Origin of the sequence: Streptococcus pluranimalium (assembly GCF_002953735.1) — a bacterium.
GTDB lineage: Bacteria > Bacillota > Bacilli > Lactobacillales > Streptococcaceae > Streptococcus > Streptococcus pluranimalium.
Genome location: NZ_CP025536.1, coordinates 1,452,392 through 1,475,544, shown reverse-complemented (window position 1 = coordinate 1,475,544; position 23,153 = coordinate 1,452,392). Strand labels below are relative to the sequence as shown.

At 37.8% G+C, this 23,153-nt stretch carries 21 protein-coding genes and 1 riboswitch; of the genes, 16 read left to right on the top strand and 5 right to left on the bottom strand.

The window, feature by feature from the left end; translation table 11 throughout:
* Positions 1-187 precede the first annotated feature (187 nt).
* From C0J00_RS07440 to C0J00_RS10455, 3 genes are all read left to right on the top strand, one after another.
* Complete coding sequence (locus C0J00_RS07440) at positions 188-1,957, top strand: hypothetical protein (protein WP_104968284.1); 1,770 nt, start codon at positions 188-190, stop codon at positions 1,955-1,957.
* A 248-nt stretch (positions 1,958-2,205) separates the two neighbouring features.
* The gene (locus tag C0J00_RS07435; RefSeq protein ID WP_104968283.1) at positions 2,206-2,667 is read left to right on the top strand and encodes a Fur family transcriptional regulator; all 462 of its coding nucleotides are present in this window, start codon (positions 2,206-2,208) and stop codon (positions 2,665-2,667) included.
* A 5-nt stretch (positions 2,668-2,672) separates the two neighbouring features.
* The gene (locus C0J00_RS10455; RefSeq protein WP_158667325.1) at positions 2,673-2,858 is read left to right on the top strand and encodes a hypothetical protein; all 186 of its coding nucleotides are present in this window, start codon (positions 2,673-2,675) and stop codon (positions 2,856-2,858) included.
* 290 nt (positions 2,859-3,148) lie between these two features.
* Here the strand turns inward: C0J00_RS10455 and C0J00_RS07430 are convergent, their stop codons facing one another.
* Positions 3,149-4,084, bottom strand: a complete 936-nt coding sequence (locus C0J00_RS07430; protein WP_104968282.1) for a dihydroorotate oxidase — start codon at positions 4,082-4,084, stop codon at positions 3,149-3,151.
* Between the two features lie 294 nt (positions 4,085-4,378).
* On the opposite strand from C0J00_RS07430, the gene C0J00_RS07425 reads away from it, so the two are divergent.
* From C0J00_RS07425 to C0J00_RS07410, 4 genes are all read left to right on the top strand, one after another.
* A complete protein-coding gene (locus tag C0J00_RS07425) occupies positions 4,379-5,074 on the top strand; it encodes a phosphoglycerate mutase (protein WP_104968281.1) in 696 nt (231 codons plus the stop codon).
* Between the two features lie 637 nt (positions 5,075-5,711).
* Positions 5,712-7,853 (top strand): penicillin-binding protein PBP2B, encoded by a 2,142-nt coding sequence (pbp2b, locus tag C0J00_RS07420; RefSeq protein WP_407697204.1) that lies wholly within the window; start codon positions 5,712-5,714, stop codon positions 7,851-7,853.
* A 21-nt stretch (positions 7,854-7,874) separates the two neighbouring features.
* Positions 7,875-8,471 carry a recombination mediator RecR gene (recR, locus tag C0J00_RS07415; protein WP_104968279.1) on the top strand — a complete coding sequence of 199 codons (597 nt, stop codon included), beginning with the start codon at positions 7,875-7,877 and terminating at the stop codon, positions 8,469-8,471.
* 424 nt (positions 8,472-8,895) lie between these two features.
* A complete protein-coding gene (locus tag C0J00_RS07410; protein WP_104968278.1) occupies positions 8,896-9,942 on the top strand; it encodes a D-alanine--D-alanine ligase in 1,047 nt (348 codons plus the stop codon).
* 69 nt (positions 9,943-10,011) lie between these two features.
* Here C0J00_RS07410 and C0J00_RS07405 read toward each other — a convergent pair whose 3' ends face one another.
* Positions 10,012-10,578, bottom strand: a complete 567-nt coding sequence (locus C0J00_RS07405; RefSeq protein WP_104968277.1) for a folate family ECF transporter S component — start codon at positions 10,576-10,578, stop codon at positions 10,012-10,014.
* A 78-nt stretch (positions 10,579-10,656) separates the two neighbouring features.
* Positions 10,657-10,747, bottom strand: a riboswitch (THF riboswitch).
* Between the two features lie 165 nt (positions 10,748-10,912).
* Between C0J00_RS07405 and C0J00_RS07400 the strand changes: the two genes are divergently transcribed.
* The 6 genes from C0J00_RS07400 to C0J00_RS07370 all read left to right on the top strand — a co-directional run bounded on the left by C0J00_RS07400 (position 10,913) and on the right by C0J00_RS07370 (position 18,999).
* The gene (locus tag C0J00_RS07400) at positions 10,913-12,283 is read left to right on the top strand and encodes a UDP-N-acetylmuramoyl-tripeptide--D-alanyl-D-alanine ligase (protein ID WP_104968276.1); all 1,371 of its coding nucleotides are present in this window, start codon (positions 10,913-10,915) and stop codon (positions 12,281-12,283) included.
* A gap of 18 nt (positions 12,284-12,301) precedes the next feature.
* Complete coding sequence (locus C0J00_RS07395) at positions 12,302-12,976, top strand: YwaF family protein (protein WP_233995832.1); 675 nt, start codon at positions 12,302-12,304, stop codon at positions 12,974-12,976.
* A 136-nt stretch (positions 12,977-13,112) separates the two neighbouring features.
* Positions 13,113-14,657 (top strand): peptide chain release factor 3, encoded by a 1,545-nt coding sequence (locus C0J00_RS07390; protein ID WP_104968274.1) that lies wholly within the window; start codon positions 13,113-13,115, stop codon positions 14,655-14,657.
* Between the two features lie 106 nt (positions 14,658-14,763).
* A complete protein-coding gene (locus C0J00_RS07385; RefSeq protein ID WP_104968273.1) occupies positions 14,764-15,792 on the top strand; it encodes an alpha/beta hydrolase in 1,029 nt (342 codons plus the stop codon).
* Between the two features lie 280 nt (positions 15,793-16,072).
* Entirely contained in the window at positions 16,073-16,453 is a 381-nt protein-coding gene (locus tag C0J00_RS07380) for a PH domain-containing protein (protein ID WP_104968272.1), read from the top strand.
* A 944-nt stretch (positions 16,454-17,397) separates the two neighbouring features.
* A complete protein-coding gene (locus C0J00_RS07370) occupies positions 17,398-18,999 on the top strand; it encodes a DEAD/DEAH box helicase (protein WP_104968270.1) in 1,602 nt (533 codons plus the stop codon).
* Between the two features lie 148 nt (positions 19,000-19,147).
* Here C0J00_RS07370 and C0J00_RS07365 read toward each other — a convergent pair whose 3' ends face one another.
* The gene (locus tag C0J00_RS07365; protein WP_104968269.1) at positions 19,148-19,408 is read right to left on the bottom strand and encodes a GIY-YIG nuclease family protein; all 261 of its coding nucleotides are present in this window, start codon (positions 19,406-19,408) and stop codon (positions 19,148-19,150) included.
* On the bottom strand, positions 19,405-20,163 hold the full coding sequence (locus C0J00_RS07360) for a tRNA1(Val) (adenine(37)-N6)-methyltransferase (RefSeq protein WP_104968268.1): 759 nt from the start codon (positions 20,161-20,163) through the stop codon (positions 19,405-19,407). Before C0J00_RS07360 ends, C0J00_RS07365 begins: the two co-directional genes overlap by 4 nt.
* Before the next feature lie 256 nt (positions 20,164-20,419).
* Between C0J00_RS07360 and C0J00_RS07355 the strand changes: the two genes are divergently transcribed.
* Positions 20,420-20,953 carry an isoprenylcysteine carboxyl methyltransferase family protein gene (locus C0J00_RS07355; RefSeq protein WP_158667324.1) on the top strand — a complete coding sequence of 178 codons (534 nt, stop codon included), beginning with the start codon at positions 20,420-20,422 and terminating at the stop codon, positions 20,951-20,953.
* A 355-nt stretch (positions 20,954-21,308) separates the two neighbouring features.
* Here C0J00_RS07355 and C0J00_RS07350 read toward each other — a convergent pair whose 3' ends face one another.
* On the bottom strand, positions 21,309-21,497 hold the full coding sequence (locus C0J00_RS07350) for a hypothetical protein (RefSeq protein WP_104968267.1): 189 nt from the start codon (positions 21,495-21,497) through the stop codon (positions 21,309-21,311).
* 161 nt (positions 21,498-21,658) lie between these two features.
* Between C0J00_RS07350 and C0J00_RS07345 the strand changes: the two genes are divergently transcribed.
* Entirely contained in the window at positions 21,659-22,408 is a 750-nt protein-coding gene (locus tag C0J00_RS07345; protein WP_104968266.1) for a lysophospholipid acyltransferase family protein, read from the top strand.
* A gap of 70 nt (positions 22,409-22,478) precedes the next feature.
* Positions 22,479-23,150, top strand: a complete 672-nt coding sequence (locus C0J00_RS07340) for a helix-hairpin-helix domain-containing protein (RefSeq protein WP_104968265.1) — start codon at positions 22,479-22,481, stop codon at positions 23,148-23,150.
* Positions 23,151-23,153: the final 3 nt, after the last annotated feature.

Sequence of the window (23,153 nt, the reverse complement as noted above, 5' to 3'; positions counted from 1 at the left end):
CCTTTCCTAGTCAGATTTTAATTTTCTTCGAGTATAAAATTGGACTTTCAAGATGTTTGTTAGTTCTTTAAATAATTGCTCAAAAAAGTAGTTGAGCACTATAAGAAATAACACGGTATATTTACATAGTGTTTTTTGATTAATTACGCTATAATTATTATACTAAGATAGAGAGAAGTTAGGAGCATTGGAACGAAAAAGAAGCACTAGCCAGAGTAAAACGATTCTAAAAAGGGCAAAAGCAGGGTCCTTGTTTTTGTCATGCCGTAAAATTATCTTAGCTAGAACGGCTCGTGATGTTCTATTAGCTGTTACCCTGACTGCACTATCCTCATTTGTTGCCACCCAAGGAGTATCTGCTAACAATTTAAGAGACAATGTCCCCCAGCCATCAGAAGTTTCCGAAGTGATGATTTCTAATTCGGATATATCCAAAGAAACTGTTAATGAGCAAACACTTCCTAGTAATGGTATAGAGGTAGACTCTATTGATGGTGAGGTTGATGAAGGAGACTTAACTAAAATAGATATTTCTGAGTCAACTCCAGAAGTTAATGATCCAAAATTGGAAGATGATGATAAAAGTGAGAGTACGGACTCATCTCTACCTAAGCCAATTACCGACGAAGAACTCAACCATTTTAACTTGTGGTCTTCTTTAGATTACAATCAAGGTGATGCTATTGATTCTAGAACAATAGCTGTTGCGAATTTTCCTGTCTCTACTGCAAGAAGAGATTTACCTATTGTGATTTCTTCCAATGTCAATTATTTAAAACTTCAATTTGCAGATACCTCTCCTAAAGACACTAGCGAAGCCAATGCGACTGAAAGTCAATCTCTTGATATCGCGATTTTTTATGATGTCAACTCACAATCATGGGTGGCAGAATCACTATCTTTTGATCCTGAAATAGGTAGCCGAAAATTTTTAGTGAAGTCAACAAATAAGGATGATGGATCCATCATTCTTTATGTTCCTGTAACAAAGGAACAGATAACAGTAAGTGATAAAAAGTTGTATTTTGTAACGGCTTATCATGAGGAAGGTTTCTCGGTCACAGTAGCTGATTGGATTATTAATACGCCGCCTAAAATAGTAATAGAAAAAGAAAGTATCCAAGCTAACACTGATATTTTGGTAGATTTATTAGCTAATATCAGTATCTTTGATAAAGAGGATAGTGGTACAGGAGCGGTTGGAGCTCTTCCAGTAAAAATTGATTTATCTTATAAAAACCTTGAAACTGGAGAAGTGATCCAATTAAAAGAAGAAGACTATAAACTGAAATTTTCCAATTCTGGAGCTTATCTTGTTATGCTAAAAGTTAAGGATTCCGATGGTAGAGAGAATTCGGCGGAGTATCGCTTAAATATTATAAAAGCAAGCAATTTACTATATATCTCAAAACCTTTACCAGAAGTAGACAGTTTTGGTGATCGAGAAGAAACAGTGACGGCTGTATGGGTTGATGAGTTGGTTGATCTCAGTTTAATTTCAGAAATTCGCTTGCAACATGTTCCTAATATCCTCGAACATAAGCCAAAATCTGAGGAATCGTTCTATCAGGATAGGACTGATACTTTGGTTTCAGAAAGAAAAGCTCCTTCTCCTATAGACATGATGCCTAATGTAAAATTAGAGATGAGTCATTTAAGCTGGGGAGAAAGGGTGATAACTAATTGGCTAACTTCAAAGGAAGATCAGTTTACTAGCAGTAAACAGACAAATCAATCACGCCTGGACCGAGATTGGACGATTTCAAAAGGCAAAAAGCGTCACCGACGAGAATTTTCCAATTTACTGACTCAATTTTCTTTATTTAATCGTTTTACTAATCAGCAAGTAGTAGATAAAAATCATCATCCTAGGTCACTCTTATTAAATGTTATTGTCTTCTTCATTATTATTGGATCTAGTCAAGTCGGTTTCTATTTTCTTAAAAAAGAGAAATAGAACAGCAAAGATGTGTAGGAGTTATTTTGGACTGCTTATCTTGCTCAATCCTGTCATTTCAAGCAGGTGATGATAGCAAAAAAATATAAAAGCGTCACTCAAAATAAGAAACAGGACATTGAGATACAGAAATCCTGATCTCTTAAAGCTAATTTTTGATATCTATAATATGGCAAATGAGGCTCGCAGTTTCTTTTTAAAAACCAATGGCGTATAATAGAACAATAAAAAGATAGGAGGTGATTGTAGTGATTGAGCTAACAGAGGAATTAGAAGCAGAATATCAAGCTGTTTTAACTCATTTTCGTAAGAAACATAGTCGGATTACAGAATCTAGAAAAGCGATTTTAGCTTATATGATTGCTGCTAATCATCATCCTAGTGCTGAACAAATTTATGAAGATCTTTGCCCTGAGTATCCTAGCCTCAGTTTAGCTACGGTCTATAATAATCTCCGAGTTTTAGTTGATGAAGGCTTTGTCTCAGAAATTAAAGTGACCAATGATAAAACAACCTATTTTGATTATAAGGGACACGATCATATTAATGTTATTTGTGAAATCTGTGGAAAAATTAGCGATCTAGAAGTTGAGTTGCCAGATATTGCACATGAAGCGGCTTCTCAAACAGGTTATCAGATTACTAAAAGTCAATTTGTGATTTATGGTATTTGTCATCATTGTCAAAAAAAACATGAGGAAAGGTTATAAGAGACGTGTCAACTATTCAAATGATTGCTCTCATTCTGCTTGTTTTTTCAATTCTTAAAGCTATTGCTCTGATTAAGGTATTTAGTATATTTAAACCAGATCCAAACGCTGAAGCAGAAGAGATATCCTCAAAAACAGAAGATGAATTACGTCAAGAAGAAGACGAAGCAGAAGATGATTCCTTGTTTTAAGGAATTATTTTTTTATGATCTTTTAAATAAGTCAATGCTTAAAAAAACGAGCATGTTAGCTAACCTTATCAGCTGATGTTCTATCAGTGCCAAACTTTAAGAAATCGATTAGACAGAACAAGATTCTTTTGTATAAGATGTTCAGACTTAATGAGCTAATGATTACTTATCTAGAGAAAGGAAACTAATTTCATATTTTGAAATCAAATGAGTAATAAAAATGACAAGGTATGCAAAAAAACGAACGCTCATTCAGCGCTCGTTTTTTAGTTAGCGTATGTATCATGTTATTAATCAAGATAATGCAGTTTGCCTCGGAAATCATTCAGGTTTTCATAAACTTTATCTTTCATGATGGCTTGTAGTTCTTCTTGAATACGTTTGAAAATAGCAACATCTTCGTAGCCGAAAGCAGAACCGATTTGTACCATGCTAGCACCGCAGAGGATATGTTCAAAGGCATCGCGTCCAGATTTTACACCACCGGTACCAATGATTTGAATGGATGGTTTTAAGCGTTGGTAGAAGGCGTGGACATTAGCTAAAGCGGTTGGTTTAATGTAATCACCGCCAATACCACCAAAACCATTTTTAGGTTTGATGACAACAGTCTCATCATTGATGACTAGACCGTTTCCGATAGAGTTAACACTGTTGATGAAGGTAAGTGGAAATTTATTTAAAATAGTAGCCATCTGGTCAAAGTGGACGATGTCAAAATAAGGAGGCAGTTTGACACCTAGCGGTTTCTTATAGTACGTAAAGATTTCTTTCAGCAGACTTTCGGTAGTGTCAAAATCATAAGCTATCTGTGGCTTACCAGGAACGTTTGGACAAGAGAGATTGAGCTCAACAAGCCCCTGATAGTCACTATTTTGAATAGTTTGTAGAATAACATGTGTTTCCATCTGAGACATACCAACAACAGATAAGATGTTAGATTGGTTAGGATCGTTTTTTTGAAGAGATAGGAGATAATCTAAATAATAAGGGAATCCTTGGTTAGGAAGTCCCATAGAGTTAATTGTTCCAAGAGGTGTACTTGCCATACGTGGTGATGGGTTACCAGCACGTTCTTCTAAAGTGGCAGTTTTGGTGACAAAAGCACCTGCTTTAGAATGACGGATAGCTTCTAAATCCTCGATGGTCATACAGCGAACTCCTGCTGCATTCATTAAGCAATTATCAAAGTAAAAATTCCCAATTTGTGTTGATGTTGAAACCATAATTTCCTCCTCATTTGACACAGAGATGTACAGTGTTTTGGACAAATTTTTTCTATTCTATCATCGAGATATAAGATGGGCAAGTCTTTATTGGAGAAAAAAATAAAAGGTTCGTGTTTTAAAAAAAATAATGGAAGAGAAGATTTAAAACAAAGGAAACGCTATCATAGAGAAAGTTGTGATTTTACTAGATTTTTAGTGCATTTTTGGGTAAAATATAGGAGTAATTGGCATTAGCCAAGAATAGGTGATTAAGGATGACCTTAGTCCGTAAAATCTAAAGGAGTTACTCTAATGGTAAAATTAGTTTTCGCTCGCCACGGTGAGTCAGAATGGAACAAAGCTAACCTTTTCACAGGTTGGGCTGACGTAGATCTTTCAGAAAAAGGAACACAACAAGCGATTGACGCTGGTAAATTGATCAAAGAAGCTGGTATCGAATTTGATCTTGCTTTCACATCAGTATTGAAGCGTGCTATCAAAACAACTAACTTGGCTCTTGAAGCAGCTGATCAACTTTGGGTACCAACTGAAAAATCATGGCGCTTGAACGAACGTCATTACGGTGGATTGACTGGTAAAAACAAAGCAGAAGCAGCAGAACAATTTGGTGATGAGCAAGTTCACATCTGGCGTCGTTCATACGATGTATTGCCTCCAGAAATGGCTAAAGATGACGAGCACTCAGCACACACTGACCGTCGTTACGCTTTGCTTGATGATGCCGTTATTCCAGATGCTGAAAACTTGAAAGTAACTCTTGAGCGTGCGCTTCCTTATTGGGAAGATAAAATTGCGCCAGCTCTTAAAGAAGGTAAAAACGTCTTTGTAGGTGCACACGGTAACTCAATTCGTGCCCTTGTCAAACACATCAAACAATTGAACGATGATGAAATCATGGATGTTGAAATCCCTAACTTCCCACCACTTGTATTTGAATTTGACGAAAAATTAAACGTTACTGCTGAATACTACCTTGGTGGTGAATAGTTTTTCCGCTATATCTCAGACAGGATCGTAGTTTGTCTGTTTGTTAGTGGCTTATTGTAAGGGTGGACATTTTGGGAAGAAGTGAGTTTATCTCCCTACAGTTGCCTGATAGTAAGCAACTGTTATTCTTGGTTAAAAGCTACCTAGAAGATATTAGTCTGTTCTTATAGTGTAAAAAAGGTCTATTCGGGCCTTTTTTTGTTGCTACAAAGTAATTTAAATTTTACATAGCTAAATGATACTCATTGAAAATCAAAATCTGGCATTGTCAAATATACCTTGATGGCTTTCAGCTCTATCTGCAGTTCCTTTTCTAGTCAGAATTTGAGTTTCTTCGAGTATGAATGAACTTTTAGATGAGCAAACCTTGACTTGTATCAGCAGAGTAGGTAAGGTCAAACAGTCAGTCATTCCTGTGACATTTTTGAGTTTTGAACCTCAGAAATTATACTGTAATGCTTATCAGAGTTTATTCAAAATTGATACCTTTATTTTATCGTATTTGGTAAGTTTAGATAAGATGCGTAACAGCTTGTTTAGCTAGTAACAGCGATATTTTCCTCAGCTTGATGTAAGGCTGTTCAAAGTAGCTATGTCTAGTGCTACTGTCTTAGTAATGCCTAAAATCTTTTTTATTATGACGCTTAGAATATCGTTATTAATTAATATTTGTGATAAAATAAAAAGTATCTGTCAGCCATGGAGAAGAAGCTTGAAACATTTATTGTACCGTTTAAAAACTAATTATCTTAACCTCCCTTTGATTGCAAGGAGGCTTTATTTGATTTTCTTGACGGTTGTTGTTTTGTTTACTATTTTAGTGATTCGTCTTGCGAATATGCAGCTGATCAATGAAGATTTTTATGTTCAAAAAATCAGAGCAACAACGACTTATACCGTATCAACAGCGACAGAACGTGGGCAAATTTATGATGTAAAAGGCAGGTTGCTAGCTAAAAATAAAAGTCAAAAAATTTTAACCTTCACACGTAGCAATACTATGACGGCTGAGTATTTAAAGGATATGGCTAATCAATTAGCACAGATAGTTACCTTGACAGAAACCAAGGTAAGCAAACGCGATAAGATTGATTATTATTTAGCAACTAAAGAACATTTTGATAAAGTTGTCGATAGTCTTGCGCATGATGAAAAGTATGACAAATTTAATAATAGTCTATCCTCTTGGGAAATTTATCAAAATGCTGTAGCGGCAGTTTCTGATCAAGCTATTGACTTTGATGAAGAAACGTTAAAAAAAGTAGCTATTTTTAGTCAGATGAATGGAACGGCTACTTTTGATACCAGTCGATTAATCGTTGGAGATTTAACAGAGCAGCAGCAACAGACTCTTTCTGATAATGCTGCTACATTGTTGGGGATCACAGTAACAGATGGTTGGGATAGAGAAGATAGTACTAGTGGTCTAGCTCCTTTGTTAGGTCGTATTTCTAGTGAAAAAATGGGGCTTCCTACGGAGGATGCTGCTGCCTATCTTAAAAAGGGTTATTCTATGAATGATCGGGTAGGAATTTCATATCTTGAAAAACAATACGAGTCAGTTTTACAAGGAAAGCATCAATCAAAGACGATTACTGTGAATAAGAATGGCAAAGTTATTGATGAGCAGATAACTTCAAAAGGAAGTCGTGGAGATAATATCAAGTTAACCATTGATTCAGATTTTCAAGAAGAAGTTGAGTCTATTCTTCGTCGTTATTATGAACCGGAAGTAGCTTCAGGAAGTGCTAGTTATTCAGATGGGATTTATGCAGTAGCTATGAACCCTCAAACGGGAGCTATCTTATCTATGGCAGGTTTATCACATCAAAAAGATAGTGGGAAAATAGAGACAAATGCCCTAGGTACTATCAACGAAGTGTTTACACCGGGATCTATTGTTAAAGGAGCTACCTTGACAGCTGGATGGCAAAATGGTGTCTTGGCTGGTAACGAAACTCTCATTGATATGCCTATTGTTTTTGCTGGGGACAGTACTAGTATTAAGTCTTGGTTTACAAATGGTTCGATGCCTATAACAGCGACACAGGCGTTGGAGTATTCCTCAAATACTTATATGGTCCAACTAGCTCTGCGTATGATGGGGCAAAATTATACTTATAATATGCCACTAACAGAAGCTGGTTACAAGGAAACAATGGAAAAACTTAGAAAAGCCAATGCTGAATATGGTATGGGAACTTCAACTGGGATTGATCTTCCTAACGTTCCAGAAGGCTTTACGCCGAGAAACTATACGGTATCAAATACATTGACAGAAGCATTTGGGCAGTTTGATAACTACAACACTTTACAATTAGCACAATACGCTGCAACTGTTTCTAACAATGGTAACCGAATGGCAGCTCATCTGGTAGAAGGTATTTATGGTGCTCGAGATGATAATAACTTGGGTGAGTTGATCAAAGGGGCTGATATTAAATCCCTAAATCAAGTTAATATCACACCAGATCAAATGGCTATTATTCGCCAAGGTTTCTATGACGTCGTTAATAGTAATAGTAGTCTTGCGACAGGTTCTGATATGAGAGGACGACATACTGTTATTAGTGGAAAGACAGGAACTGCAGAGACTTTTACAAAAGATAATAATGGTCTAACGATAAGTACGGTAAATTTAAACCTAGTTGCTTATGATCAGGATAATCAAATTGCTGTTGGTATCATGTATCCTAATTCTTCTAATTATCTCTCAAAAATTCATCAATACATAGCTCGTGACATCATTGATTTATATGTGTCTCAGTATGCTCAATAATATTTCTTGGAGGAGAACAACGTGTTATACCCAACACCAATAGCTAAATTAATTGATAGTTTTTCAAAATTACCCGGTATTGGTATTAAAACAGCAACTCGTCTAGCTTTCTACACGATTGGGATGTCTGATGAAGATGTTAATGAATTTGCTAAAAACTTGTTAGCGGCTAAACGTGAATTAACTTATTGTTCTGTCTGTGGTAATTTGACAGATGATGATCCTTGTAACATTTGTACCGATGAGAGTCGTGACCAGTCAGTGCTTCTCGTTGTCGAAGAATCAAAAGATGTATCGGCAATGGAAAAAATCCAAGAATATCATGGGCTCTATCATGTCTTACACGGACTGATTTCGCCAATGAATGGTGTGAGTCCTGATGATATTAATTTAAAGACACTCATTACGCGTTTGATGGATGGTGCCATCAATGAAGTTATTATTGCGACCAATGCGACGGCTGATGGGGAAGCAACCTCTATGTATATTTCTCGGGTCCTAAAACCAGCAGGTATCAAAGTTACTCGTCTGGCTCGTGGTTTAGCAGTTGGTTCAGATATTGAATACGCTGACGAAGTTACCTTGTTACGGGCTATTGAAAATCGGACAGAACTATAAAAGGAGAAGAGTCTAAATCATATCTAGGCTCTTTTCTTTTGCAAAATCGCTAAATTTTCAAAGTAAGTTCTAGCTCCCACCAAACTGGAATTTACTCTGAGAAATCTAGGAAACTCAACAGAATTTAGTCTCAGACTAAGTTCCGTTTTTTCATAAGTCTTGATAAGAGCAAGGGTAAGGTAGCTTGTGATTGTGATTTTTGGTCACATTAAAACCACTGGCTTTGAGAATTAACTTTTTTTCAAAATCGGTCAGAATTCTTTGACTAGGCTTTGTCTTTTATTGGAATTATGATATGATAAAAAGGATTGAGACCTTACTATAGTCAAAGGGCTATACAATAAGGAACGTCAGTTCAACCAGTATCGGCATTTTAGGATTTTGCCGAAAATACTATAAAAAATAATGATAGAAAAGAGTTGTTATGGCTAAACAAACATTAGTATTGCTCTATGGTGGTCGTTCGGCTGAACGTGAAGTTTCCGTCTTGTCTGCTCAAAGTGTTATGCGAGCTGTTAATTATGATAAATTCCAAGTAAAGACCTATTTCATTTCTCAAAAAGGTGACTTTATAAAAACTCAGGAATTTACCAGTCAGCCTGACGAGACTGAAAGTTTGATGACCAACCAGACCATCAAGTTGGAACAAAAAATCAAGCCGTCGGACATTTATGAAGAAAATGCGGTTGTTTTCCCAGTGCTTCATGGTCCAATGGGGGAAGATGGCTCTATGCAAGGCTTCTTAGAAGTTTTAGGAATGCCTTATGTTGGAACAAATGTTTTGTCATCAAGTGTGGCCATGGATAAAATCACTACCAAACAGATTCTTGAATCTACAGGAGTTCCCCAAGTTGCTTACACAGTTTACATTGAAGGCGATGATTTGGAAGCGGCTATCTCAGATAGCTTGGCAACTTTAAGTTTCCCTATCTTTGTGAAACCAGCTAATATGGGATCATCTGTGGGGATTTCCAAAGCAGAAGATGAAGCAGGACTTCGTGAAGCCATTGCTGAAGCTCTTAAGTTTGATAGTCGTATTTTGATCGAACAAGGGGTTAATGCCCGTGAGATTGAAGTTGGTATTTTAGGAAATACAGAAGTTAAAACGACGGAAGCTGGTGAAGTAGTTAAAGATGTTGCTTTTTATGATTACAAGGCTAAATACATTGATAACAAGATTACCATGGCTATTCCAGCTGCTATTCCAGCCGATGTCATGACACAAATGCGTAGCTATGCTGAAAAAGCCTTTAAAGCACTTGGTGGTTGTGGTCTATCACGTTGTGATTTCTTTTATACAGAATCTGGTGAAATCTTCTTGAATGAATTGAATACTATGCCTGGTTTTACCCAGTGGTCAATGTACCCATTGTTGTGGGAAAATATGGGACTAGCTTATGCTGACCTGATTGAAGAGTTGGTCAGTTTAGCACAAGAGATGCATGACAAGCGTGAAAGTCATTTGCAATAACAAAAAAGTTTCCAATCGGAAACTTTTTTGTTTGATAAGATCAGCGTAGGATGAGGCGCTGATCGAGACTTAATTTTTGGGGTTTAAGAGTTTGCGGTATTCTGGAATACGCGTTAATTGAGATAAGACAGTCATCGTTACTACAATACGAATCGGAATCTCAAAGATCTTAATCCAACGTCCTGCGATGAATTGTGCCAAAATAGGGACATGATAATAGTGTTGGATCAACCAAGGTGTCATGATAAAACTTCCGAGGATAGTAATGACTGTCATGGCTAGAGACACATAAAGCCAGTCTTTCTTAGACGACCAAGAAAATGATTTCCCATAGAAGAATGCTCCGTAGATGAAGCCCAGGATAGCTTCCATAATCGTCCAACCGATGAGGAACATGCCAGCTTTCTCAGAGAAAAGAGTATCGATAACATCAAAAATACCCAAGGTCAAAAAAGCGAGTAGTGGTCCAGAAATACTACCGATAATGCTTTCGAGAATAAAAGTGAAACTAAGCACCAATTGTTTGGGGATAATGGTGATGGAAAATCGACCAATCAGATAACTAAGTGCTAGTAATATCCCGATGGTTGCTAAACGGCGTACGCTTAGTTTTGGAAAAGCAAATAACGTTTTCATAATAAAAAAGCTCCTTAAAAAATAGTGGAGCTGTTAAGATCTATCTAGTCCTCTTTTAGGAGGAACTTAGATATAACTAACAGCGGATGCAATGATTTATCGCACGTTTCGTTTCGTTATGTGACAACATCCCATTCACATACACTTAACGCAAATCATTTACTCTGTTGATTGAAAGAACAATCTTATCTATCATAACATAAGTCTTGAAAATAGCAAGACATCATAGCCTTTATGAAATCAGTTAGATAAGAAGTCTTTCTTCTCATTGAAAGAGCTTTGGGAAAAATATGATATAATGGAAACATTATTGAACAAGAAGAAGGATTGTAAGATGAGATTGCGATTACATGAGGTCGCCAAAGTTGTTGGCGCTAAAAATGATATCACAGCATTTGAAGATGTTGACCTGAGTCAGATTGAGTTTGATTCGCGAAAAATTACTGATGGCGATATCTTCCTCCCTCTGAGAGGAGCGCGTGATGGGCATGATTTTATTGAGATAGCTTTTGAGAATGGTGCTTTAGCCACTTTTTCTGAGAAAGAAATTGAAGGTCATCCTTATCTCTTAGTTGATGACTGTTTGACAGCTTTTCAAACCCTCGCCAGTTATTATATTGAGCGTAGTCGTGTTGATGTTATTGCTGTAACAGGATCAAATGGGAAAACAACGACTAAAGATATGATTGCTCAGCTCTTGTCAACAACATACAATACTTACAAAACACAAGGCAATTACAATAATGAGATTGGCTTGCCCTATACAGTCTTACACATGCCAGACAATACCGAAAAGCTGGTCTTGGAAATGGGACAGGATCATCTAGGTGACATTAAACTACTATCAGACATTGCCAAGCCACATATTGGCGTTGTGACACTGGTAGCGGAAGCTCACTTAGAATTCTTTGGTAGTCGTGACAAGATTGCGGAAGGTAAAATGCAGATTACGGATGGCATGGATAGCGATGGTATCTTGATCGCTCCAGCTGATCCGATTATTAACCCCTATTTACAACAAAATCAAACGACCATTCGATTTGGAGCGGATGAAGATATCTATATCACGGAATTAGAAGAAGCTAAAGAATCCCTAACCTTTAAGACAAACTTTTTAGAAGAGTCCGTATTTCTTCCTGTTACAGGAAAATACAATGCGACAAATGCTATGGTAGCAGCCTATGTGGCTAAGTTATTGATGGTATCTGATCAAGATATTTATCAAGCTTTTAGAGATTTAGAACTAACGAAGAATCGTACCGAGTGGAAAAAAGCTGCCAACGGTGCCGATATCCTATCAGATGTTTACAATGCCAATCCAACTGCTATGAAGCTAATTTTAGAAACCTTTTCAAGTATCCCTAGAAATGAAGGGGGTAAGAAAATTGCTGTACTTGCTGATATGAAAGAATTGGGAGAACAATCTGTCCAACTTCACAATGAAATGATTATGAGTTTGTCTCCTGAGTATATTGATACGGTCTTATTCTACGGTCAAGATATTGCAGATTTAGCTCAACTGGCTAGTCAAATGTTTCCGATAGGACATGTTTACTATTATCAAAAGACGGATACAGAGGATCAATTTAGCCATCTTTTAGCAAAGATTCAAGAAATGCTAGAGCCTAATGACCAAATTTTACTAAAAGGTAGTAACTCTATGAAGTTGGCTGATATTGTAGCAAGTCTAGAAAATGCTAAGTAGGTACCTATGTTCAACATTATGTCAATCATAACAGGAACAGCTAGTCATGCTCCGAGAGTAACACCGGTTGTTTACAGTTTTCTTATGAGTTTAATCCTTCTTTCTATTGGTATGACACGGATTTGTTATAAGATGCCTGCTTACCAAACATTTTGGAAGAGAGTGCAGTATTGTCAGATTATTGCCTTGTATTCTTGGTATCTCTTAGCTCACTTTGATATCACAGAAGCTCTTCCTTTTTACCATTGCCGCATTGCGACCCTAGCCATTCTCTTTCTACCCAAGGGGAAGTTAAAGGCTTATTTTGCTTATCTGGGAATTGTAGGTGCTATCTGTGCTCTTTCTTATCCTGTTTTTGATCCCTATCCATTTCCTCACCTGACCATCTTGTCTTATGTATTTGGACACATGGCCTTGCTAATCAACGCTTTGATTTATCTCTATCAGAACAACTCTACTACCCAGCTTTCTTTTAAAAACATTCTTCAAATAACATTTGCTATGAATATGGTGATTGGTCTTGCTGACCTGGTTTTGCAAGCCAATTATGGCTTTTTACGAGAAACACCAGTTTTGGCAAGTCAAAATGGCATGGTGAACTTCTTAGTTGTTAGTCTAGTCATCGCTATATTAATAACACTGGTTCAAGCACTTATGTCAAGGGAAGTGGAACGTTTGGCAGTGAGAGTTTGACTTGCTAGACAGACTTGATTTAGCTATAATAAAAGAGTTGCCACCGATGCAGCTCTTTTTATGTTGCAGTCAAAGCAAAAATTAATGCTATAACTCATCTAAATCAATCAATTTAACTGACTAGAAAAGGATAACTATGTCAATTCAAGACGAAATCAAACGCCGTCGTACCTTTGCCATCATCTCTCACCCGGATGCAGGTAAAACGACGATTACAGAACAATTACTCTATTTTGGTGGTGAGCTTCGTGAAGCTGGTACTGTCAAAGGGAAGAAAACAGGAAATTTTGCCAAATCTGACTGGATGGATATTGAGAAACAACGTGGTATTTCGGTAACATCATCTGTCATGCAATTTGACTACGCTGGCAAACGCGTCAATATTTTGGATACCCCAGGTCACGAGGATTTCTCAGAAGATACCTACCGTACCCTTATGGCTGTGGATGCTGCTGTCATGGTCGTGGACTCTGCTAAGGGTATCGAGGCGCAAACGAAAAAACTCTTTGAAGTTGTCAAATACCGTAATATTCCGGTCTTTACCTTTATCAATAAATTGGACCGTGATGGCCGTGAACCACTAGATCTTTTGGAAGAATTAGAAGAAGTTCTAGGAATTGCTTCTTATCCTATGAACTGGCCAATTGGTATGGGACGTGCTTTTGAAGGGCTCTATGACATTCATAACCAGCGTCTAGAACTTTATAAAGGGGATGAACGCTTTGCGGAAATCGCTGATGGTGACACGCTTTTTGCCAACAATCCCTTCTATGAACAAGCTAAAGAAGATATTGAGCTTTTAAGTGAAGCAGGTAATGATTTTTCACAAGAAGCTATCTTGGAAGGTGATTTAACACCGGTCTTCTTTGGCTCAGCTCTTACCAATTTTGGTGTACAGACCTTCCTTGATACCTTCTTAGAATTTGCGCCAGAACCACATGGTCATAAGACTACTGAAGACAGGATGATTGATCCACTAGATAAGGACTTTTCTGGATTTGTCTTTAAAATCCAAGCTAATATGGACCCTCGTCACCGTGACCGTATTGCTTTTGTTCGTATCGTTTCGGGTGAATTTGAACGCGGTATGGGTGTTAATCTCCCTCGCACAGGTAAAGGCGCTAAGCTTTCAAACGTGACCCAGTTTATGGCGGAAGCTCGTGAAAATGTCGAAAATGCTGTTGCTGGTGATATCATCGGGGTTTATGACACGGGAACTTACCAAGTTGGAGATACCCTAACAGTTGGTAAAAACAAGTTTGAATTTGAACCACTACCAACCTTTACACCAGAGATTTTCATGAAAGTAGCTGCTAAAAATGTCATGAAACAAAAATCCTTCCACAAAGGGATTGAGCAATTGGTGCAAGAAGGTGCGATTCAGCTTTATAAAAACTATCAGACAGGTGAGTATATGCTCGGTGCCGTCGGTCAACTTCAGTTTGAAGTTTTCAAACACCGCATGGAAGGCGAGTATAACGCAGAAGTTGTGATGACACCAATGGGTAAAAAGACCGTACGTTGGATTAAGCCAGAAGACCTTGACGAACGCATGAGTTCAAGCCGAAACATCTTAGCTAAAGATCGTTACGATCAACCAGTCTTCCTCTTTGAAAACGACTTTGCCCTTCGCTGGTTCGCAGACAAATATCCAGATGTTAAGTTAGAAGAAAAAATGTAGGGAAGATAAGAAAAATAATAATTTTCCGATCAGATTGGTTCGCAGACAAAAACCTTAAAATGGGACGGAGAGATTTTCAAAGCTAATCCCAAATAGAAAGCAAAATATGATCCAACCAACACCTTTTAATCCTTTAAAATTGGGAGCTTATTTAATTTCAAAGATACCAACCCGTGTTTTGGGAGCTGCTGTAAAACCAGTGGTGAACCAAAAAGGAGATCATTTAGACCCTGCGGTTGCTCTTTCCTTAAGTATTCTCAACAAAACTAATCATGATTTTATTACGATGTCACTTGAAGAAGGACGCAAAACCATTGATCGTGAAGGTCAGTTAGCTGACTTTGTCTCACGACGAGGTATTGACATACAAGATGAAAATGTAGCTGGGATTCCAATCCGTCGTTACAGATATCAAGGAAGTCACAAAGGGACAATTGTTTTCATCCATGGTGGTGGATGGGTTCTTGGATCGATTACTTCGCATGATTCCACATGTGCTTATTTGGCTCAACAAACAGGTGCTGAGATCATTAGTTTAGGTTATCCTTTGGCGCCAGAACACCAATTTCCTAGTGCAGTCAAAACTATTGACGCATTCCTTGATCATGCTATAGAGGTGGATGACATCATCCTAATGGGAGATTCAGCTGGTGGAAATCTAACCCTTACGGTTACTTTAGATCGAATTATGAACCAGAAAAAATTACCTTTAGGTTTAGTACCGTTGGTACCAGTAATTGATCTTGCGGATATGTCAACAGATTCTTATCAAGAATTTAAAGAAGGTTATTTCTTAACGGCAAATCAGATGCATTGGTACAAGAATCATTATGTCAACCCAGACGACGATGTCAAGAATCCTCTGATTAGTCCAAAATATGCTGATGATACGCTACTCAAGCAGTTACCACAAACTCATATTTTTTCAGCGGGGTTTGATGTTTTGCGTGACGAAGGGATGCAATTTGGGGAACGCCTCAAAGCGCTTGGTTCAAATTATAACTTTACCTTACTTGAAGATACGGTACATCCTTTTGTTAATTCGGTAGGTTTATGGCCAAGTGCCACAAAAGGTATGAATCAAGTTTGTCAGACCATTAATCGTATGTTGGAAAGCAAAAATAACTTATTGTAAGATGAGAAATCTTTGTTCTCTTATCTACTCTAGTGAGGGATTTCTTGGTAGGATAATTTTTCTTCTATTTTTTGGTATTACTTGATGAAATGTAGCATAAGGGTAGTTCATCTCGTGTTTAATATATATTTAAGATTCTTTGTTTATACTAGAATTCTCGTAAATAACTTTTCTTTTTCATATGCCTGGCTTTGCCAGGTATTTTTTTGACAGTAAAAATCAGAAAGCTCTTTTTATTTTTGATACAATAGTGTCATTAAGAAGAAAGCGAGGAAAGCAGATGGGATTATTTTCGGGTCTTTTGGGAAATGCGTCGCAAAAGGATAATAATAAAGTTGAAGAGCAATTACGAGATGTGCTTGTACCAGGAGAACAAGTTGACTTGGCATTCGCATTAATTCGTGATTTGATAGTATTTACAGAAAAGCGGTTGATTTTAGTGGATAAACAAGGGGTGACAGGAAAGAAAATCTCTTACAAATCTATCCCTTATCGTTCCATTTCTCGATTTACCGTTGAGACATCTGGTCATTTTGATTTAGATGCAGAATTAAAAATTTGGATATCGTCTGCTATGGAACCAGCAGAAATCTTACAGTTCAAGAGCGATAAAAATATTGTCCAGATCCAACAAGCCTTAGCAGCAGCAGTCTTAAAATAAAAAAAGTCGATTCGTTAACGTATCGACTTTCTTATTTTTAGCAACCAATAAGGAACCCAAAACAGAAATGTGTCATTTTTGTTACAAATATTTCGTTTACATGTTGAAAAGATGGCAAAGTAATGCTATACTAAATCCTGCTAGTAAAGAGTATCAACCAATAGTTATCATTTGCATCAATTTGCTATTGGGTGAGAAAATATCATAAATCAGGAGAGGTTTAAGTATTAGAAATGGTATTTTTAAAAATTCTTTATAATCTTGCAATCATGGGATGTTTTTTATTGATGCCACATACGAGCAAAGCTTATCGATCATTGAGGAAAATCAAGTTGGTATTTTTATGGACAATCCTGTTTTTAATAGTGATTAGTATGTTTAAAGCTACTTATATCTGTCATTGGTTAAGTCTTATGGCATCCTTTACCGGGTTGATAGTATTAGCAAATGTTCCTTTTAGCACTTTATCGCCGTTTAAAAAAGGAGTGTTCCTCTTAAATTATATTGTTTTAGTTATCATTCTTTTAAAATTATTTGCTTATGCATGGCATCACCTGATGTTATAGTTAACATATCAAAAACCATGACAGAGTTAGGTGAATTGAATGAAAACGTGTTTATTATCATTACAAACATAATTTCTATCAATTTAGGGATGATTGTGTTACACTAGATAAGTTGTCATAATTACTAGCAGATGTGTTGGCTAGAAACCTTAATACTCATCGAAAAAAAATAAAAATCAGACGTTGTCAAGTTTACCTTGATGGACTTCAGTTTTATCTGTGGCTCTTTTCTTAGTCAGATTTTATTTTTCTTTGAGTATAAAAACGTTGATTTGCCAAATTTTTGTCCCATAAGGATTTGAATGGGCTTTTAGTGAGCCAATTATCTGCACCAGCCTAATAGAGTGGCTTCGCACCGCTTTTAGAAAAGAGAAACATTTGAAATTTACAGAATTAAACCTTAGTGAAGATATCCAAGCAGCCGTTGTAACCGCTGGTTTTGAAAAAGCATCACCTATCCAAGAATTGACGATTCCACTCGCACTAGCAGGAAAAGACGTGATTGGTCAAGCTCAAACCGGTACTGGGAAAACCGCTGCTTTTGGTTTACCTACCCTTAACAAAATCTCTACTGATAGAAATGTTATTCAAGCTCTTGTTATTGCACCTACTCGTGAGTTAGCTGTTCAATCACAAGAAGAACTTTTCCGCTTTGGTCGTGATAAAGGCGTTAAAGTTCGTTCGGTTTATGGTGGCTCATCTATTGAAAAACAAATTAAGGCTCTTAAATCAGGAGCACATATTGTTGTTGGTACGCCGGGACGCTTGCTTGATTTGATCAAACGTAAAGCCTTGAAATTGGATCATGTCGAAACATTGATTCTTGACGAAGCTGATGAAATGCTTAACATGGGATTCTTAGAAGATATCGAAGCGATTATCAGTCGTGTACCAGACGATCGTCAAACCCTTCTTTTCTCAGCTACTATGCCTGATGCCATCAAACGCATCGGTGTTAAGTTCATGAAAGAACCTGAGCATGTTAAGATTGAAGCTAAAGAATTGACGAATGTCAATGTAGATCAGTACTACGTTCGTGTGAAAGAACAAGAAAAATTTGATACGATGACACGTCTTATGGATGTTGATCAGCCTGAATTATCCATCGTCTTTGGTCGTACCAAACGTCGTGTTGATGAGTTGACCCGAGGTTTGAAGCTCCGAGGTTTCCGTGCGGAAGGTATTCATGGTGACCTTGATCAAAACAAACGTCTCCGTGTGATCCGTGATTTCAAGAATGACCAAATTGATATTCTTGTAGCGACAGACGTTGCAGCACGCGGATTAGATATTTCTGGTGTCACACATGTTTATAACTATGATATCCCTCAAGATCCAGAAAGTTATGTTCACCGTATTGGTCGTACAGGCCGTGCTGGAAAATCTGGTGAGTCAATCACGTTTGTATCACCAAATGAGATGGGTTACTTGTCAATGATTGAAAAATTGACTAAAAAAGCGATGAAAGGTCTTAAACCTGCGACAGCAGAAGAAGCCTTCCAAGCTAAGAAAAAAGTAGCACTTAAGAAAATCGAACGTGATTTTGCGGATGAATCTATTCGTGCAAGCTTTGAAAAATTCAAGGGTGATGCTATCCAGTTAGCACAAGAATTCACACCTGAAGAGTTGGCACTCTATGTTTTGAGTTTAACTGTTCAAGATCCAGATAGCATGCCTGACGTTGAAATTGCTCGCGAAAAACCATTACCATTCAAGCCATCAGGTGGCGGTTTCGGTGGTAAAGGTAAAGGTGGTCGAGGTAATCGCGATCGCAACCGTGGTGGTCGTGATAATGACCGTCGCCGTAGTGGACGTGGTGATCGTCGCCGTGATGATCGTGATGGTGGTCGCCGTGACTTCAAACGTCGTGATGATAAGTTCAAAAAAGACAACCGTCGCCAAGATAATAAAAAACCACACAAAAACACCTCAAGCGAAAAGAAAACAGGATTTGTTATTCGCAATAAAGGTGAGAGATAATAAGTAAGAAAAATCAAAGTAATATTTAAAAATCGTATAAAACCAGCAATCAAGGAGAGAGGATTGCTGGTTTTTTAGTTTTATAGATACGTTACAGGGTATTTTTTTAAGTTTTTCAAAAAATGAGCCAGATACTTAGGTACTAGGCTCACTTTGAGTTTTCTTTAATATAATTTAACTTTTGCTGGCGTGTTTTTTGTTTGAAATAGGCTTCGGCACTTTGGGCTTCTTGTTTGCTTGGGAAGCTTTCTTGATAGAGGAGTTTGACTGGTAGCCGGGCTCTGGTGTATTTGGCACCTTTGCCAGCATTATGTGTGCTCAAGCGACGCTGAACGTCTGTTGTGTAGCCAGTGTAGAGGGTCTTGTCAGCACATTCTAGGACGTACATGTAGGCTTTGATTTCAGTCATTTTTGCTCTCTTTTTCCAAAGTATATCTCGAAAATCTCATCTGTATAATCACCGTTGTCTTTGTGAACAAAGAGTGGTGGTAAAATTTTTAAACCATCTGTAGAGCCATCTTTGATGGCTTCAATCAGCAGCATATTGGCATCTTTCCCCATTTTAGGATAGACAAACTGAACACGTTTGGGCGCCAAGTTATACCGTCTTAAGGTATCAAGAATGTCCAGAAAACGATCGGGACGATGGACCATAGCCAAGCGGCCATTGGATTTGAGGGCATGCCTGGATACCTGGCAAATCTCTTCTAAGTTAGTGGTGATTTCATGGCGTGCCAAGAGATAGTGCTCGGACAGGTTTTTCTTGGAGGTTTCGGTGGATTTGAAGTATGGGGGATTGCAGAGGATGAGGTCTACTTGAGAACGAGGGACGTGTTCTAGGAGGTTTTTGAGGTCATCCTGAACCATGGTTACTTGCTTCTCTAAGTGATTGAGCTGGATAGAGCGTTCTGCCATATCAGCCAATCGTTCCTGAAGTTCCACCAAAGTAATAGGGGCTTTGGTTCTGGTACTGGCAAAAAGACCGACAGCTCCATTTCCTGAACAGAGATCCACAATGAGTCCTTTGGAAGGAATTTTGGGGAAGCGAGATAGGAGGACACTGTCGATAGAATAGCTGAAAACAGCCTTGTTTTGAATGATTTTAACATCTGTTGAGAAGAGCTGATCAATGCGCTCCCCTTCTTTTAATTGCATTTGAGACATGTTTTTATTATAGCAAAAAATAGGATAACTGTGGCTACCTCTTGCTTTTGACTGTATCTATTTTTGGATTAAAATTTTGATAAAGAGATGTGGTATTCAGAATGTTAGAATCGGAAGTCTCTTTGCTGTGCATATTTCTATAATAATGAAAGTGTCTAACGCTAAAATTATCAGAATTTTAAGCTGATATTTACCTTGACAGTCAAAGTAAAATTTTCTAAAATTCTCCATAGATTTTTGTTCAAAAGGAGACACTATGTTTTTAATATACTTATTTTTAGGACTAATGTTTATCATTCGACTGGTTTTTTTACGCTTATCAATTCGAAATGAAAAGGTTATTTTAGCTAACGGCGGTAAAGAGTACGGTGAAAAGGTTTCTAAAGCCATTACGGTTTTACATATTAGTTTTTATCTTGCTGTAGCGATTGAGGTTTATTGTCGTCAGTCTTCCTTTGATACGACGTCATTACTAGGTTTGTCTTTGATGATTTTTTCAGTTGCCATCTTGAGAATTGTCACAAGTTTGTTAGGACCAATTTGGACCATTAAGTTGATGTTGGTCAATGACCATCAGTTTGTAGATCATTGGTTATTTAAGACCATTAAGCATCCAAATTATTATTTAAATATCATGCCAGAATTACTCGGAATCTGTTTATTAGGACATGCTTGGACATCTGCAGTGATTATTCTTCCAATCTATTTGCTTGCTTTAATGCTTCGCATTCGTGAAGAAAACCGTCTGTTAGTCGAAGTCATTATTCCCAATACCCGCTTAAAGCAGTAGTCATAAGATAGAGGATGTGACCGAAAACGGTAACGCGAAGGGGGCGATTTCCCCTCAGTAGTCGCTCCTTTTTTGGTTTGGGCTAAGACAGTTTCTTACCAGACTGTCTCGCTATTACCTCTGAACCATTCAAACAGTCAGGGGAGGGACTATTTGAAGTTGAAAAATTGATAAGCAAGGCTTTCTTAGTTCGTTAGAGCTGTAAAAGTTGATGACATCAGCGCTTATAGATCAGACTTGCTTTGCAAGTCATAGTTTTCAACCGTCAAGGCTTATATGCCTTCAAACAGTCAATGATTGTGTCTGGATTAGCTGACGGAATAACCTAAAAAAGCAAGGACTTTTGTCCTAGCCTCTAGGGGTTATTATTGAGCCAATCGTGGTATTTTTCAACAAGATTGATAGCCATTTGTGTGGCAAGAGCTGCAGAAAAGCTTTCAGTACCTTCCAAGTTGTCACCAGCGACTTCAAGTTTTGTTTCGTCGTAGATGGCTTTGAGGCTATCTTCAGAGAGGGTGGCTTTAAAAGCTTGGAATTGGTTCATAAGACTATTACCTCCTTTAGTGAGTTTTTATTTTACTGTCATGATATAGAAAAGGTTTTCAATAGTCAAGTGAAAAGGGCATGAGATTTGTTGTCAGTCTTCTTGTTTTCCAAATGGTGATAACATGCTATAATAAGGAGACTTTGTATGGAGGAAATAAGATGTTTTATGCCTATTTACGTGGTTTAGTGGTCTTCTTGCTTTGGGTTTTTAATGGCAATGCTCACTACCATAATGAAGAGAAAATATTACCTGCTGAGGAAAATTATATTCTAGTGGCGCCTCACAGAACCTTCTGGGATCCAGTTTATATGGCCTTTGCGGCTCGTCCGAAAGAATTTATCTTTATGGCTAAGAAGGAATTATTTACCAACCGTATCTTTGGTTGGTGGATTCGTATGTGTGGTGCTTTTCCTATTGATCGTGCTAAGCCTGGTCAAGATGCGATTAAGTATCCGGTCAATATGCTCAAGAAAGCCAATCGCTCGCTTGTGATGTTTCCAAGTGGCAGTCGCCATTCACAAGATGTCAAAGGTGGTGTTGCTGTGATTGCTAAGATGGCCAAGGTAAAAATTATGCCAGCTGCCTATGCTGGTCCGATGTCGCTTGGTGGTCTTCTAAATGGTGAGCGTGTGGACATGAATTTCGGAAATCCCATTGATATTTCAGATATTCGTCGGATGAATGATGAAGGGATTGTAGAGGTGGCTCGCCGTATTCAGGCAGAGTTTGACAGACTTGACGCTGAAAACGAGAGCTTCCGAACGACCAAAATGAAACGAAATCCCTTAACTTTAATTTATCGTATTCCCTTGGGTATAATCGCTGTCCTTGCTGTATTTCTGACCCTTGTGTTTAGTTTTGTTGCCAGCTTTATTTGGAATCCAGAACGTACCGTTAAAAAGCAATAATAATCAAAACTTCAGATTTTCTGGAGTTTTTTTTGATTTTCTTTCGAATGAAATAAGTAGGAGGAGAATCATGTTTGAGGATATTGTAGAGAAAATCCAAGCTAATAAAGTCATAGCTGGTCTGATGGGATTGCTTATTTTAGTGGTCATTTCTTGCTTTTTTCTGTTGGGAAATCCTTCAAAGAGCACTCAGGAAGAGCTCTTGCCATCCTGGTCAGGACAGTCAGAAAGTCTCAGCAGTGCAGCTATTTCTTCAGAGAAGACTACAGTAGAAAGTGACATCGCGTCGTCACGGACCATTACGGTCGATATCAAAGGGGCAGTCAAGAAACCTGGTGTTTATGAGTTGCCAAGTGATAGCAGGGTCAATGACGCTATTTTACTAGCTGGTGGGGTAACAGCAGAAGCTGATCGACAATCGGTCAACTTTGCCCAGAAACTCAATGATGAAGCAGTTGTTTATGTGGCAAGTCAGGGGGAAAATATCTCAGTTGTTGCGACGAACACAACGGTAACAAGTAGAATTGAAACTGCAGGAGATACTTCGGATAAGGTTAATCTCAATACAGCAACTCTTGCGGATTTACAGACAATTTCTGGAATCGGTCAAAAACGAGCTCAGGATATTCTTGATTATCGTGATAGTAATGGTGGGTTCAAATCGGTTGATGACTTGTCCAATGTCTCTGGCATTGGTGAAAAGACACTTGAAAAACTGCGCGAGGAAGTAACTGTTGACTAAACT